The 14,630-nt window shown below is 76.7% G+C and carries 14 protein-coding genes; 9 read left to right on the top strand and 5 right to left on the bottom strand.

Going from position 1 to position 14,630, the window contains the following annotated elements; genetic code table 11:
• Positions 1-79: 79 nt before the first annotated feature.
• Entirely contained in the window at positions 80-3,403 is a 3,324-nt protein-coding gene (locus tag LG396_RS25020; protein ID WP_225796486.1) for an ATP-binding protein, read from the top strand.
• On the opposite strand, the gene LG396_RS25025 is transcribed toward LG396_RS25020, so the two are convergent.
• Both LG396_RS25025 and LG396_RS25030 read right to left on the bottom strand, forming a co-directional pair.
• Positions 3,384-4,175, bottom strand: coding sequence for an ABC transporter permease (locus LG396_RS25025; RefSeq protein ID WP_037748992.1), 792 nt, complete (start codon positions 4,173-4,175; stop codon positions 3,384-3,386). The two genes, LG396_RS25020 and LG396_RS25025, sit on opposite strands and share 20 nt — an antisense overlap.
• Positions 4,172-5,149: an ATP-binding cassette domain-containing protein gene (locus LG396_RS25030; protein WP_225796487.1), complete on the bottom strand. Its 978-nt coding sequence runs from the start codon at positions 5,147-5,149 to the stop codon at positions 4,172-4,174. The genes LG396_RS25025 and LG396_RS25030 overlap by 4 nt, the downstream gene beginning before the upstream one ends.
• A 178-nt stretch (positions 5,150-5,327) precedes the next feature.
• On the opposite strand from LG396_RS25030, the gene LG396_RS25035 reads away from it, so the two are divergent.
• The 7 genes from LG396_RS25035 to LG396_RS25065 all read left to right on the top strand — a co-directional run bounded on the left by LG396_RS25035 (position 5,328) and on the right by LG396_RS25065 (position 9,640).
• On the top strand, positions 5,328-5,750 hold the full coding sequence (locus tag LG396_RS25035) for a nucleoside deaminase (protein WP_225796488.1): 423 nt from the start codon (positions 5,328-5,330) through the stop codon (positions 5,748-5,750).
• Between the two features lie 49 nt (positions 5,751-5,799).
• Positions 5,800-6,279 (top strand): RrF2 family transcriptional regulator, encoded by a 480-nt coding sequence (locus tag LG396_RS25040; RefSeq protein WP_100299327.1) that lies wholly within the window; start codon positions 5,800-5,802, stop codon positions 6,277-6,279.
• Positions 6,280-6,381: 102 nt separating this feature from the next.
• On the top strand, positions 6,382-7,581 hold the full coding sequence (locus LG396_RS25045) for an MFS transporter (protein ID WP_225796489.1): 1,200 nt from the start codon (positions 6,382-6,384) through the stop codon (positions 7,579-7,581).
• A gap of 163 nt (positions 7,582-7,744) precedes the next feature.
• Positions 7,745-8,242, top strand: a complete 498-nt coding sequence (locus LG396_RS25050) for a hypothetical protein (protein WP_225796490.1) — start codon at positions 7,745-7,747, stop codon at positions 8,240-8,242.
• Positions 8,243-8,275: 33 nt separating this feature from the next.
• Positions 8,276-8,638 carry a VOC family protein gene (locus LG396_RS25055; protein WP_018834908.1) on the top strand — a complete coding sequence of 121 codons (363 nt, stop codon included), beginning with the start codon at positions 8,276-8,278 and terminating at the stop codon, positions 8,636-8,638.
• Between the two features lie 28 nt (positions 8,639-8,666).
• Positions 8,667-9,119, top strand: coding sequence for an ArsR/SmtB family transcription factor (locus tag LG396_RS25060; protein ID WP_225796491.1), 453 nt, complete (start codon positions 8,667-8,669; stop codon positions 9,117-9,119).
• Positions 9,116-9,640 carry an SRPBCC family protein gene (locus LG396_RS25065; protein WP_225796492.1) on the top strand — a complete coding sequence of 175 codons (525 nt, stop codon included), beginning with the start codon at positions 9,116-9,118 and terminating at the stop codon, positions 9,638-9,640. The genes LG396_RS25060 and LG396_RS25065 overlap by 4 nt, the downstream gene beginning before the upstream one ends.
• Here the strand turns inward: LG396_RS25065 and LG396_RS25070 are convergent.
• Positions 9,576-11,183 carry an isocitrate lyase/PEP mutase family protein gene (locus tag LG396_RS25070; protein ID WP_225796493.1) on the bottom strand — a complete coding sequence of 536 codons (1,608 nt, stop codon included), beginning with the start codon at positions 11,181-11,183 and terminating at the stop codon, positions 9,576-9,578. The genes LG396_RS25065 and LG396_RS25070 overlap by 65 nt on opposite strands.
• 65 nt (positions 11,184-11,248) lie before the next feature.
• Here LG396_RS25070 and LG396_RS25075 point away from each other — a divergent pair, with 65 nt between their 5' ends.
• The gene (locus tag LG396_RS25075) at positions 11,249-11,923 is read left to right on the top strand and encodes an ArsR/SmtB family transcription factor (RefSeq protein ID WP_225796494.1); all 675 of its coding nucleotides are present in this window, start codon (positions 11,249-11,251) and stop codon (positions 11,921-11,923) included.
• Between the two features lie 115 nt (positions 11,924-12,038).
• Here the strand turns inward: LG396_RS25075 and LG396_RS25080 are convergent, their stop codons facing one another.
• Together LG396_RS25080 and LG396_RS25085 are read right to left on the bottom strand one after the other, a co-directional pair.
• Positions 12,039-13,646: an amidase family protein gene (locus LG396_RS25080; protein WP_225796495.1), complete on the bottom strand. Its 1,608-nt coding sequence runs from the start codon at positions 13,644-13,646 to the stop codon at positions 12,039-12,041.
• 177 nt (positions 13,647-13,823) lie between these two features.
• Positions 13,824-14,495, bottom strand: a complete 672-nt coding sequence (locus LG396_RS25085; protein ID WP_225796496.1) for an NAD(P)H-binding protein — start codon at positions 14,493-14,495, stop codon at positions 13,824-13,826.
• Positions 14,496-14,630 lie beyond the last annotated feature (135 nt).

The following is a 14,630-nucleotide window of genomic DNA, read 5'->3' on the forward strand; positions in this document are numbered from 1 at the left end:
CCGCGCCGGTGTCCCTGCCGCTGCGGAGGCCCCGGGCCGTGCCCTACGGCGGGCCGCCCGGCGGAGTCGGTCGCACGCCGTGAGCGACCGCGTCGAGCTGACCTTCCTGTCGCACGTCGCGTTCCGGGGGCGCGAGATCACGGCGCCGCGGGTACGCGGCCTGCTCGCCCTGCTCGCCGGGGAGCTGCGGGGCGGGTGCAGTGCGGCGCGGCTCGTGGACGGGCTGTGGGGCGAGGAGCTGCCCGGGGATCCGGCCAATGCGCTGCGGATCCTGGTGTCGCGGGCGCGGGCCCGGGTCGGGGCCGGTGTCGTCGTGAGCACGCCGGCCGGCTACCGGCTGGAGCTGGCGGCCGGGCAGGTGGACACCGAGGTCGTCGTGCGGTGTGCCGAGGACGCGGCGCGCGCCGTACGGGCCGGGGAGCACGCCGCGGCGCTGGCCGCCGCGGAGGAGGGGCTCGGGTACTGGGACGCGGCGCCTGAGGGGGCGGGCGTGCCGGGGGATCCGGTGGCGGAGCTGCGGGCCGCGCGGGCGCCGGTGTACGCGGCGCTCGTACGGGCCCGGGCCCTCGCCCTCGCGCGGGTGGGCCGGCGCGCGGAGGCCGCCGGGCCGCTGGCGCGGGTCCTCGACGGGGCGCCCCGCGACGAGGAGGTGCTCGGCGAACTGCTGCGCGCCGAGGCCGCGTCGGCGGGGCCCGCGGCGGCGCTCGCCCGCTACGACGCGTACCGGCGCGAGCTGCGCGACGGCCTCGGCACCGACCCGGGCGCCGCGCTCCAGGCCGTCCACCAGGAGCTGCTACGGGCCGGGGCCCCCGCCGTCCGGCACGGCGTGCCGCACGACCCCAACCCCCTGCTCGGCCGCGACGCCGACCTCGCCGCCGTCGACGCCCTGCTGCACTCCTCGCGGCTCACCTCGATCGTGGGCCCCGGCGGGCTCGGCAAGACCCGGCTCGCGTACGCCGTCAGCCGGCGCGCGGAGCAGCAGCTCGTGCACTTCGTCTCGCTGGCCGGCGTCCGCGCCGACGAGGACGTGGCCGGGGAGGTGGCCTCCGCCCTCGGCGGCGGCAGCAGCAGCGCCGGTGCGGACGCCCGCGCGGGCATCCTCGCCGCCCTCGCCGGGCAGCCCGCGCTCCTCGTCCTCGACAACTGCGAGCAGGTCGTCCGCGGCGCCGCCGACCTCGTACGGGACCTGCTGACCAGCGCCGCCGACCTGCGCGTGCTCGTCACCAGCCGCGCTCCCCTGGGGCTCAGCTCCGAAGCGGTCCACCACCTCCCCCAGCTCAGCGCCGCGACCGCGGCCGAGCTCTTCGCCCAGCGCGCCCGCGCCGCCCGCCCCGGCGTCGCGCTGCCGCCCGCCGACGTCGCCGAGCTGTGCCGGCACCTCGACGGGCTGCCGCTCGCCGTGGAGCTGGCGGCGGCGCGGGTGCGGGTGCTGTCCGTAGCGGAGATCGCGCGGCGCCTCGGCGACCGGTTCGCGCTGCTGCGCGGCGGGTCGCGGGACGCGCCGGAGCGGCACCGTACGCTGCACGCGGTCGTCGACTGGAGCTGGAACCTCCTGGAGGAGGACGCCCGGGCCGCGCTGCGTGCGCTGTCCGTCTTCCCCGGCGGCTTCACCGCGGAAGCGGCACATCAGTTGTTGAACGACGACGACGCGCTCGAACTGCTGGAGCAGCTGGTCGACCAGTCCTTGCTGAAGGCCGGCGACACCGCCGCCGGGATCCGCTTCCACATGCTGGAGACGGTGCGGGAGTTCAGCGCCGCGCAGCGCGCGGCGGCCGGCGAGGAGGAGACGGTCACCGCGCGCTTCCTGGGCTGGGCGCGGGACTTCGGCCTCGCCCACCACGACGCGCTCTTCGGCCGGGAGCCGCTACGGCACTGGCCCCGGCTGCGCGCGGAGCAGGACAACCTCGTCCTCGCGCTGCGCTACGCCCTCGCCCGCGGCGACCACGCCACCACCGCCGCGGCCGGCGCAGTCCTCGCCGGCGTGTGGACCACCGACTCGGCGAGCTTCCACCGCACCTTCGCCCTGGCCGCCGACACCGCCCGCCCGCTGTCGCACTACCGCCCCGACCCCCGCCACACCGAGGTCACCCGCACCCTGTGCGCGCTGGCGACCGCCGCCCCGTTCATGGGCTACGGGCCCCTCCACCCGCGCCACCTCGCCACCCTGCGCCGCCTGCCCCCCGCCGAGCCGGACACCCTCCTGCGGGCGCTCGCCGTCGTGCTGTGCGCCGTACCGGACATGCGCGCGCCCGACTACGGCGCCCTCGACGAACTCCGCGCGAGCGACGCGCCGTTGCTCGCCTGCATCGCGGAGTGCGTCGCCAGCTACCTGCTGGAGCACGCGCACGAGCCGGAGCGCGCGCTGGCCGCCGCCCGCCGGATGCTCGCCGCGGTCGAGGCCGAACCCAACCCCTCCCTCAGCCTCCTCGCCCACTCCCGGTGCAGCGAGCTGTGCATGGAGGCCGGGCTGGGCGAGGAGGCGTACGGGTATCTGCTGGCGGCGCTGGACGCGATGGCGCACCTGAGCGACCAGTCGCCGACGACGGGGCTGCGGCGCGGGCTGGTGCTGGCGTGCCTCCAGCGCGGGGAGCCGGACGAGGCGGAGGAGTGGCTGCGGCGGGTGGAGGAGGCGCGGTCGGCGGCGGAGCAGCCGCAGTTGGTGGCGGCGGACGCGGCGGCGTGGGGGGAGATCGCGCTGTCGCGCGGGCTGACGGAGCTGGGGCTGAAGCGGTGGCGTACGGCGGTGGAGACGCTGCGGTCCGGCCGTCCGCCGGAGGGGACGTACCAGCAGGCCGCGGCCTCGGCCCCGGCCTCCTACGATGCGAAGTACCCGCCGGGCGCAGCAGCGCACGAGGCACACCGCCCGCCTGCCGCAGCGGCGCACGAGGCGAAGTACCCGCCCGTCGCGGCCTCGTACGAGGCCGAGTACCCGCCCGCCGCGCCGCCCCCCGACCCGCTCGCCGACTCCTGGGGCCTGCACATCGCCGCCGCGGCCGTCGCCGCCCACGCCTACGCCGGCCGCCTGGAGCCCGTCGCCGATCTCGTGGCCCTGCTGGAGAGCCGGATATACGCGCTGCTCCTCGCCGGCCCCCGTCCCGCCCCCCAGGGCCCGGCCGAGGTGCCCGCGGAGGCCGGGGTCGACGGCACCGCCGTGCTCTGCCTCGGCCTCGTCCGCCTCGCCCGGGGCGACACCTCCGCCGTACGGCTCCTGGCGCTCGCCGAGCGGCTGTACGTACCGCAGGGGTTCCACCCCACGCTCTCCGTCGACCGCGCCCGCCGTGCGGCGCGGGACGCCGACGGGGCGGCGTACGCCGACGCGGTGTCGGAGTACGCCGCCCTGGGGCGCGACGAGTTGCGCGAGGTGGCCAACCGGCTCATCTCGGCTACCTGGGGTCGCGGTTGAACGTGGCCTTGGACCACAGGTAGCCGAGGACGACCAGCCCCACGCACCAGGCGACGGCCAGCCACCCGTCGTGCCCGATCTCCGTGCCCAGCAGCAGCCCGCGCAGCGTCTCGATGGCCGGCGTGAACGGCTGGTACTCGGCGACCGGCCGGAACCACCCGGGCATCGCGTCGAGCGGCACGAACGCGCTGGACAGCAGCGGCAGCAGGATCAGCGGCATGGCGTTGTTGCTGGCGCCCTCGGCGTTCGGGCTGACGAGCCCCATGCCGACCGCGAGCCAGGTCAGCGCCAGTGCGAAGAGCACCAGCAGCCCGAAGGCGGCGAGCCACTCCAGGGCGGTCGCGTCGGTGGAGCGGAAGCCTATGGCCACGGCGATGGCGCCGACGAAGACCACGCTGGCGATGCACTGCAGCACGCTGCCGAGGACGTGCCCGATGATCACGGAGCCGCGGTGGATCGCCATCGTGCGGAAGCGGGCGACGATGCCCTCGGTCATGTCGGTGGCGACGGAGACGGCGGTGCCGATGGTGGTGCTGCCGATGGTCATGAGCAGCAGTCCCGGCACGACGTAGGCGATGTAGACGTCCCGGTCGGGGGTGCCGCCGGCGAGGCCGGCGCTCATGGTGTCGCCGAAGACGTAGACGAAGAGCAGGAGCAGCATGACCGGGGTGAGCAGCAGGTTGAGGGTCATGGAGGGGTAGCGCCGGGCGTGCAGCAGGTTGCGGCGCAGCATGGTGGACGAGTCGCGTACGGCGAGGGAGAGGGTGCTCATCGGACGGTCTCCTCGGACTTGTCGAAGTTCTCGGACTTCTCGGGCACGGCGGTCAGGGCGAAGAAGACGTCGTCCAGGTCGGGGGTGTGGACGGTGAGGGTGTCGGCGTGCACGTCGGCGGCGTCCAGCCAGTCGAGGATGGCGCGCAGTTCCCGCTGGGTGCCGTCGCTGGGGATCTGGAGGGTCAGCGCCTGGTCGTCGCGTACGGTCTCGCGCAGCGCGCCCGCGGCCCGCTCGTACGCCCCGGGGTCCTCGAACCGCAGCCGCACGTGGCCGCCGGGGACGAGCCGCTTCAGCTCGGCGGCGGTGCCGTGCGCGGCGATCCGGCCGCCGTGCAGTACGGCGATGCCGTCGGCGAGTTCGTCGGCCTCCTCCAGGTACTGGGTGGTGAGGAAGACGGTGACGCCGTCGGTCAGCAGCTCGCGGATGATCTGCCACATGTTGTGGCGGGAGCGCGGGTCGAGGCCGGTGGTCGGCTCGTCGAGGAAGATGATCCGCGGGCTGCCGACGAGTGTCATGGCGATGTCGAGGCGGCGGCGCATGCCGCCGGAGTAGGTGGCGGCGGGCCGGCCGGCGGCGTCGGTGAGGTCGAAGCGCGCGAGCAGCTCCGCGGTGACGCGGCGGCCCTCGCCGCGCGGCAGGTGGTGCAGGTCGGCCATGAGGCGCATGTTCTCCTCGCCGGTGATGAGGTTGTCGACGGCGGAGAACTGGCCGGTGACCCCGATGGCGGCGCGTACGGCGTCGGCGTCGGCGGCCGGGTCGTGGCCCGCGACGCGGATGGCGCCGGCGTCGGCGGTGATGAGGGTGGACAGGATCTTCACGGCGGTGGTCTTGCCGGCGCCGTTGGGGCCGAGGAGGGCGAAGACGGTGCCCTCCGGCACGTGCAGGTCGATGCCGTCGAGGACGGTCTTGTCGCCGTACGACTTACGCAGCCCCGTGGCGGCGATGGCGGGTGTGTCGGTGGTCGTCGTCATGCCCCGTAGCGTGCGGGGCGCCGCGCTCAACGGCCTTTCAGCACCGTTTCAGCGGCGGCGGCCCTTCTGAAAGCCGGTGAAATGCGCTGGTCAAGGCGGGCGCGGCGGGTGTCGCGGGGCGGCGGGGTCGGGTTGAATCCCCCTGTCGGCGGCGGTGGACGCGAAGGGAGTGGTGAGGGTGGACGGCGACGAGGAGCGGTTCCTGCGGCGGGCCTTCGAGCTGGCGGGCGAGGCGCGGGACGCGGGCGACGGGCCGTTCGGCTCGCTGCTGGTGGGGCCCGGCGGGGACGTACTGGCGGAGGACCGCAACACCACCGTCACGGACGACGACATCACCGCGCACCCCGAGCTGAAGCTCGCGCGCCGGGCGGCCCGGGAGCTGGACGCGGGGACCGCGGCGGGGACGACGATGTACACGAGCTGCGAGCCGTGCGGGATGTGCGCGGGGGCGCTGGCGCGGTCGGGGCTCGGGCGGGTGGTGTACGCGCTGTCGTCCGGCCAGCTGCGGGATCTGCAGCCCGGCGGGCCCGTGCCGGTCCGGTCCGAGGGGCCGTATCTGTACGACGAGGCGCGGCAGGTCGTCGAGGGGTACGTGCCGTAGGCGGTGGCCGCCGCAACAGCAGAGAACCGGGATGTGTAGTATCCCGTTCATGAACATGGGCGAAGGCGTCGAGTGGGGGCTGCACAGCTGCCTGACCCTGGCGTGGCTGCGGGACTCCGGGCCGGTGCCCATCCGCAAGCTGGCCGCCTGGTTCGACCTGCCGCAGGAGTACCTGAAGAAGCGCCTCCAGGCCCTCGCGCGCGCCGGGATCCTCGCCTCCACACCCGGCGCCCGCGGCGGCTTCTCGCTCGCGCGGGCGCCCGAGCGGATCACGCTCATGGACGTCGTGACCGCCCTGGAGGGCCCGCTCGAACCGTTCGTCTGCACCGAGATCCGGCAGCAGGGGCACGGCGGGCAGGGCGCGGAGCGGGAGTTCGCCCGGCCGTGCGGGGTGGCCACGGCGATGCGCCGGGCGGAGCTGGCCTGGCGGCGCGAGCTGGCGGGGCAGACGGTCGCCGACCTGATGGCCGCCGCGCCGAAGGCGAGCGCGGAGCGCACGCGGCGGCAGTACGCCCGGCTGGCGGGCTGAACGCGGAACGCACCGCCGCGCCGCACCCGTTGTCACGCCGCACCCCTTCACCCCGCACCCCCTTCACCCGTATCCCGTACGCGACGCACGAAAGGAATGGGGATGTCAGATATCCCGGTCAATGCATCCGCGGACCCGACGGGAGCCGCCCCGGCGCGCGGGCTCTCCGCCACCCTCGTCCTCGCCCTCGGCACGTTCGCCGTCGGCACCGACGCCTTCGTCGTCGCCGGCTTCCTCCCCGCCATGGCCGGCTCCCTCGACGTCTCCGAGTCCGCCGCCGGGCAGTCCGTCACCGTCTTCGCCGCCGCGTACGCCGTCCTCTCCCCCGTGCTCGCCACCGCCTGCGCCCGCGTCCCGCGGCGGACGCTCCTCGTCGGCGCCCTCCTCGTGCTCGCCGCCGCCAACCTCGGCTCCGCGCTCGCGCCCACCTACGCGCTGCTGATGGCGAGCCGGGTCCTCGCGGCGGCCGGGGCGGCGGCGTTCACGCCCGGCGCGGGCGCGGTCGCCGCCGCGCTGGCGCCGCCCGAGCGGCGGGCGCGGGCGCTGGCGGTCGTCATCGGCGGGCTCACCATGGCCACCGCGCTGGGCGTGCCGCTGGGCACGCTCGCCGAGCGGGCGGTGGACTGGCGTACGGCCCTCGGGCTCGTCGCCGCGCTCTGCGCCGTGTGTGCGATCGGGGTCCACGCCGTCATGCCCCCGCTGCCCGGCGGGGCGCCGGTGCCGCTGCGGGCGCGGCTGGGCGCGCTGCGCCGGCCCGGGGTGCTCGCCGTGCTGCCGCTCACCGCGCTCGGCATGGGCGCGGGGTACACCGTCTACGCGTACACCGTGCCGGTCCTGGCGGACGTCGGCGTCGGCGCCTCGGGGGCGGTGTGGATGCTGTGCCTGTACGGCGTCGGGGCGGTCGCCGGCAACTTCGCCGCCGGGCTGGCCACCGACCGCTGGGGCGCGGTGCGGGTGCTCGGCACCGGGTACGCGCTGATGGCGGCGGGTCTCGGCACCATCGCCGTGTCAGCCGCGGCGGGGGTGCGCTTCCTGCCGCTGACGGCGGCGGCGATGGTGGCGTGGGGCGCGAGCAGTTGGTGCCAGACCCCGCCGCAGCAGCACCGGCTCATCTCCGCCGCGCCGCAGGAGACGGCGCTGGTGGTCGGGCTCAACGCCTCCGCGATCTACACCGGCATCGGGCTCGGGACGCTGCTCGGCGGGGTGCTGCTGCCGCTGGGCGCGGCTCAGGCCGCGACGGCGGGTGCGGCGCTGGCGGTGGTGGCGGGGGCGTGGCTGGCGGGGACGCGCCGGTACCGGTGAGCGGGCGGGGCCGAGGGGCCCGGCCCGCTCCACGGGCAGCCGCCCCGGCGGCCCGCAACTCCGCCGTGGACACGGGCTGTTGGCGGAAGCCGACGACCGCACGCGCCCAGGTCTGTCGCCCCGGCCCAGCCTCCGTGCCGGGCCGGCCGTGCTGCAATCGACTATGGCCACCAGCACCGGCGGCACCCCGCCGTCCGTACCGGACGAGCCCGCGCACCGGTTGCGCGGCGAGGTAGAGCGGTTACGCGAGGACGCGGCGCGGCAGCGGCGACTCGCCCACCGCAGAGCCGAGTTCTGGGCGAAGGCCGACATCGCGCTCGGCTTCCCCGCCGCCCTGCTCGCCGCGGTCTCCGGCGCCGCCGCGCTCGCGTCCGCGGACGCCCGGGTACCGGCGGCGCTGGGCACGCTGGTCTCGGCCGGGTTCGCGGCGGGGGCGGCGTTCCTGCGGAGCGAGCGGCGGCGGCTGGCGAACAAGTGGTCGCGGCAGGCGTGGGCGGCGATGGAGGCGAGGGCGGCCGTGCTGCTCGCGCAGGAGCGGATCGGCGCGGCGGAGCTGGCCGGGCTGTTCGAGCTGCGGCAGTCGGCGCTCGCGGCGTACGACGGCGACGAGAACCCCCGGCCGCCGGGCCCGCCGCCGCCCACGGTGCCGGGCCCGGCTTGATACGTAGGAGATTTCCTACGTATCATCGGCGCCATGAACATCACCCATGCGCAGTTCGTGACCCTGCCCGTCGCCGACCAGGACCGGGCCAAGGCCTTCTACACCGGCGCCCTCGGCTTCGACGTCGTCGCCGACCGGCAGATGGGCCCGGTCCGCTGGCTCGCCGTCGCGCCCAGGGGCGCCCAGACCCACTTCGTACTCGCCGCCGCCGAGCAGGGCTTCACCCCCGGCAGCGGGCACGGCACGGCGCTCGTCAGCGCCGACCTCGACGGCGACTGCGCCGCTCTGCGCGCCGCGGGCGCTAAGGTCGAGGGCCCGGACGACCGGCCGTGGGGCCGCCAGGCGACGCTGGAGGACCCCGACGGCAACCGGTTCATGCTCTCCGCCGAGGGCTGACGCTCCGGGGAGAGAGGAGACGGCGGTCTTGCCTGCCACCCCGACGGCCGAGGACACCCGCGGCGAGGACCGCGTCTTCGGCGCGCTGTCGAGTCCCGTACGGCGCGAGGTGCTGCGGCTGCTGCGCGACGAGGGCCCCCAGCCCGTACAGCAGTTGGCGGCGCACTTCGACATGCGGCGGCCCAGCCTCTCGGAGCACCTGAAGGTGCTGCGGGAGGCCGGGCTGGTCAGCGAGGAGCGGGCCGGGCGGCAGCGGATCTACCGGCTGGAGGCGGCGCCGCTGACGGAGGTACGGGACTGGCTGGGGCCGTACGAGCGGTTCTGGCGAGCGAAGCTGGCGGGGCTCGCGGAGGTACTGGACGACCTGCCGGAGGCGGACGGCGGCGGGGACCGTACGGGCCCCGCGGACTCCGTGGGCACTGCGGGCACCGCGGGTCCCGGGGACCGTGGGGACGGCGGCGGGGCCGGGACCGGGGCATGAGCGTCCCCGGCTTTCCCGAGCCCGCCGACCCCACCGAGATCCGGCTCGACGCCTTCCTCCCCCACCCGCCCCGCACGGTGTGGCGGGCCCTCACCGAGCCCGCGCTGCGCGCCCGCTGGCTCATGCCCGGCGACTTCCGCCTCGAAGTCGGCCACCGCACCACGATGCACGCGCTCCCCCGCCCCGGCACCGGCTTCTCGGGCACGGTGGCGGAGGAGGTCCTCGCGTACGAACCGGAGCGGATGCTCCGCGTCCGCTGGACCGACGCCGCGGGCGACGCGGAACCCGGCGGCGGGGCGGAGGCCGGCGGCCGCGGGACGGAACCCGGGGCCGCGGGCGGGGCGGCCGACTGGACGATCACCTGGACCCTCGTGCCCGAGGGCCGCGGCACCCGCCTCTTCCTCGTCCACGCGGGCTTCGACCCCGACGACCCGCTCCAGCGCCGGGCCCACCGGATCATGGGCGGCGGCTGGTCCTCGCAGGTGCTCCCGGCGCTGGCGGAGCTGCTGCGGGAACAGTGACGCCGGGCCCGGCCAGGGCCTGCACGTCCGCGTAGGAGAGGGCCGCGGGTGCCACCGGCAGGCCGTCGCGGACGGCGCTCGCGGCGGCCACGGCCGCCGCCAGGGCGGCGCGGTAGAGCAGGGACCCGAGGCTGACCCTGCGTACGCCCAGCGCGGCCAGCTCCGCGAGGGTGGGTCCGGCCGGCGCGTACAGGATGTTCAGCGGGACGGTGAGGGTCGCCGTCAGGGCGGCGATCCCGTCGGGGTCGGCCAGCCCTGGCACGAACACCCCGTCCGCACCGGCCTGTTCGTACACGGCGAGGCGCGCGGCGGTCTCGTCCGTGCGGCGGCCGAGCCAGTGGGTGTCGGTGCGGGCGTTCACGAACAGCGCGGGCACGGCGGCCCGGACCGCGGCGATCTTCGCGGCGTGCAGCTCCACCGGGGCGAGGGTGCCGTCCGTACGGCCGTCTTCGAGGTTGATCCCGGCGGCGCCCGCGTCGTACAGCGCGCGGGCGAGCCCGGCCACTTCCTCCGGGTCGTCGCTGAAACCGCCCTCGATGTCGACGGTGAACAGGAAGGAGCCCCCTCCGAGCCGGCGGGCCAGCGCCAGGGTCTCCCCGGCGGTCGCCGCCGCCCCGTCCGGCAGACCCGCCGCAGCGGCCACGCCGAGACTCGTGGTGCCGACCGCCCGGAAGCCCCGCGCCGCCAGCGCGGCCGCGGAGGCGTGGTCCCAGGCGTTGGGCAGCAGCAGCGGGGCCTCCTGGTCGTGGAGCCGGGCGAAGGGCGTCCGCGGGCGGCGGAGCAGGCCGTCGGCCAGGGCGAGGGCGTGCGCCCGGCCGGGGCAGACGCGCGGCGGTGCGCCGAAGGCGAGGGGCACGGGGTGCACGCGGTTGGCGGTCGCGAGGTCGAGGAGCACCACGTCGCCCTCGGCGATCTCCCGGCCGGCGACCCGGGTGGCGCGGGCGGCGACCCGGCGCATGGCCGCGACCGGCGGCGCCTCCCGGAGCAGCCGGGCCTGCGGTACGTCGCTGCCGGCCGCGGCCTCCACCAGCGCAGCCGTCGCCGCGCACGCCTGCACCAGCAGCCCGATGCGGTTCGCGGCGGCCTCCAGCGCCGCATCGTCGGCCGGCGGCGGCGCCAGCCGCGCCACCAGCCATTCCACCGCCTCGTCCGCGGCCGGGTCCGCGCCTCCGAAGTACGCGCCGGCCACCGCGGTCACCGCCTCCGCGACCGCCGCGGGCTCCGGCATCCCCAGCGCCTCGGCGAGGGTACGCACCACCCGTACCCGGACCTCCCCCTCCTCCCCTTCCTCTCCGTCCGGCCCCGCCGCAGCCGCCCGGCGGAGGGCGGCGGGCTCCAGCCGGGCCAGCTCGGCCTCCACCAGGGCGCGCCGCCGCCGGTGCGCCTCACCGGAGCTGAAGCGGGCCACGGTGGCGCGCAACCACACCACCCCGGCCCCCGCGCGGCCGCCGTCCGCGGCCGGCAGCTCCGGGACGAGCGCCGGATCGGCGAGCGCCGCCACGATGTCGGCGTAGCGGTCGAACTCGTGCGTCGTGTGCGTCATGGCCCCGACGCTAGGTCCACAACGGTTCGGCGGTCCCCGAACCATCCCTGCGCCATCATGGCCTCATGCCTCCACTCGCCGAGACCGCCGGACTCCTCGCCGACCGCACCCGGGCCGCCTTCTGCCAGGCGCTGCTCGACGGCCGCGCCTGGACGGCGGGCGAGCTGGCCCGGCACGCGGGAGTGCGGCCCTCCACCGCCAGCGAGCAGCTCTCCCGGCTCATCGCGGGCGGGCTGCTGGCCGAGGAGCGCCAGGGCCGGCACCGCTACGTCCGGCTCGCCGGCCCGGAGGCGGCGGCCCTGATCGAAGCCGTCGCGTCGTACGCCCCGGGCGCCCCGCAGCCGCGGAACCTGCGCGAGTCGGTGCGGCTCAGCGCCGAGGGACGGGCCCGTACCTGCTACGACCATCTGGCGGGGCACCTGGGCGTGGCCCTGGCCGACGCGATGGTCGCCCGCGGCCTGGTCGCCACCGACGCGGGGCTCGCGGTCACGGCGGACGGCCGGGCATGGCTGGCCGACACCCTGGGCTACGAGCGGCCGCCGGGCTCCCGGCGGCCCCTCGTACGGGGGTGCCTGGACTGGACGGAGCGCCGGCCCCACCTGGCCGGGGCGCTGGGCGCGGCGCTGTGCGCCGCGGCGCTGGACCGGGGGTGGGTGCGGCGGGTCGGGTCCGGGCGGGCGGTGCGGGTGACGCGGCGGGGGGCCGAGGCGTTCAGGGAGCAGCTGGGCGCGGAGGTGTAGCAGGCGGCACTGCTCACCCCGCGGCTGCGCGCCCCCGGCCGCTCACTTTTCTGCTCCTCTCCCTGCACTAGGCACTGCGCAGTTGCCCACCCGCGGCCGCTGACGCCGCGGCAGCTCACTCGCCGGCGCCCACCGAGGGCAGGTAGCGCGGCGCCCGCCAGGCGTCCAGCCGCCCCTCCACCGCCGCACCCAGCTCCAGCAGCTCGCCGTCCTGCCGGTCCCCGGCCATCAGCAGCAGCCCGACCGGCAGTTCACCGACGAACCCCGCCGGAACGGACAGCGACGGATACCCCGACACCGCGGCCGGCGTGGACGACGGGATCACGTCGTCGTCGCCGCGCGCGCAGTCCGACGTCCACGCGGGCGGGTTGGCCGGCGCGGCGATGGCGTCGAGCCGGTGGGCGGCCATGGTCTCGTCGATGGAGCGCTGCGAGAGGTCGTTCAGCTCCGCGCGGATCGCCTGGTACGCCGGGTCGGTGGGCGGCGGCGCGGCGAGCGCCTCTTCGAACAGCTCCTGGCCGGCGAAGCAGGTCTGCTCCTCGGGGTGCGTACGGTTGAACTCGATCAGCCCGGCGAGGTCCGCGGGCCCCTCGCGGGTGGCGAGGTAGGCGTCGATGTCCCGGTGGAACTCGGTCAGCAGCGCCGGGAACTCCAGCTCCCCGAGCCGGTCCTGATACGGCGGCGCCACCTCGACGACCACCGCGCCCGCGCGCCGCAGCTCCCGGGCCGTACGGGTCATCAGCGCGTCCACCTCGGGCCCGAGGACCGGCAGCCGCCACAGCCCGATGCGCTTGCCGCGGAGTTCGCCGGGGCGGGCGAGGGCCGCGTACGACGGGAGGGAGGTCCGTACGGACTCGTCCTCCGCGAGGGCGGCGAGGGTGAGCGCGGTGTCGGTGACGTTGCGGGCCATCGGGCCGGCGGTGTCCTGCTCGGCGGAGATGGGGACCACGCCGTCCTGGCTGACGACGCCGAGGCTCGGCTTGTGCCCGACCACGCCGCTCATCCCCGCCGGGCAGACGATGGAGCCGTCGGTCTCGGTGCCGATCGCGACCTGCGAGAGGGAGGCGGCGAGCGCGGCGGCCGAGCCGGAGGAGGAGCCGCAGGGGTTGCGGTCGAGGACGTACGGGTTGTGGGTCTGCCCGCCGACGGCCGACCAGCCGGAGGTCGGCTTGGCGGCGCGGAAGTTGGCCCACTCGGAGAGGTTGGCCTTGCCGAGGATCACGGCGCCCTCCTCGCGGAGGCGGGTGACGAGCGCGGCGTCGTCGGCGGGCGGCCGTCCGGCGAGGGCGAAGGAGCCGGCGGTGGTCGGCAGGTCGCGGGTGTCGATGTTGTCCTTGAGCAGGACGGGGATGCCGTCGAGAGGGCCGCGGGTCCGGCCGCGGCGGTGCCGGGCGTCGCTGGCGGCGGCCTGGCGGAGCGCCGTGGGGTCGGTGCGCAGGACGGAGTTGAGCTTGTGGTCGACGGCGTCGATGCGGCCGAGGTAGGCGCGGGTGAGGGCGGTGGCGGTGAGGGAGCCGCGGTGCATGCGGCGTTGCAGCTCGGGGATGGTGACGGTGTCGAGGTCGACCCCGAGCCGGGCTTCGGCGCCCGCCGCGGCGGCGGGACCGGGCGGGGCGGCGGCGTGGGCAGGCGGGGCGGACGTGCCGGGCAGGCCGGTGGACCCCGCGAGGAGGGCTCCGGCGGCGAGGACGGCGACGAGTGTGGCGGTGCTCCTGTTCCCCATGGGGCTCAGCGCACTACAGCCCCGGGGGGAGCACAAGGGCGCGTGGCGGTATGTGCGGGGGGTGATGGGTGGGGGCGTTGGGGGTTGCGGGTGCCGGGGCCGGGGACCGGGGCGGATGCCGCCGGCCCCCGGGGCGGGTGCCCGGCCCCGGGGCCGGGGCGCGGCCGCGTTCCGCGGTTATGCGGTCGCCGTGCCCGCGACGGCCTCGACGGCCTCCAGCACCGGGGTGCCGCCGCCGACGAGTTCCAGCGTCAGCCCCGCTGTCCGCGGCTCGTCCAGGAGCGCGACCAGCACCGCAGCGACGTCGTCGCGCGCGACCTCGGAACGGCCCGTCCGCTCGGCGAGGTTGACCAGGCCGGTGCCGGCGTCGTTCATCAGCCGGCCGGGGCGCAGGATCGTCCAGTCGAGGCCGGCCCGGGCCCGTACGGCGTCGTCCGCGGCCGTCTTCGCCCGCAGGTACGCGGCGAAGACCGGGTCCGTGCCGGGCGGCGGCTCGCGGTCGGCGCCCATCGAGGAGACGACGACGAAGCGCCGCACCCCGGCGGCCTCCGCGGCGTCGGCGAAGAGCACGGCGGCGCCGCGGTCGACGGTGTCCTTGCGCGTCTCGCCGCTGCCGGGTCCCGCACCGGCGGCGAACACCGCGGCGTCGGCGCCTTCGAGATGCCGGGCGACCTCGTCGACGGCCGCGGACTCCAGGTCGCAGACGACGGGTTCGGCACCGGTGGCCCGCAGGTCGTCGGCTTGTTCCGGGCGGCGGATGAGGCCGGCGGCCTCGTCGCCCCGGGCGGCGAGCAGCCGCTCCAGCCGCAGGGCGATCTGACCGTGTCCTCCAGCGATGACGATGCGCATGGGACCGACGGTAACGCGTGACCGCGCAAGCCGCGCGTCATGCGGCGTACGCCGTACGGCACGCACCCCGCTGCACACTCAACAGAGCCACCCAGCAGAGCCCCTCACACCCGCCCAAGGGTATGCGCCTCCTCT

Source organism: Streptomyces aculeolatus (assembly GCF_020400605.1).
Taxonomy (GTDB): Bacteria; Actinomycetota; Actinomycetes; order Streptomycetales; family Streptomycetaceae; genus Streptomyces; species Streptomyces aculeolatus.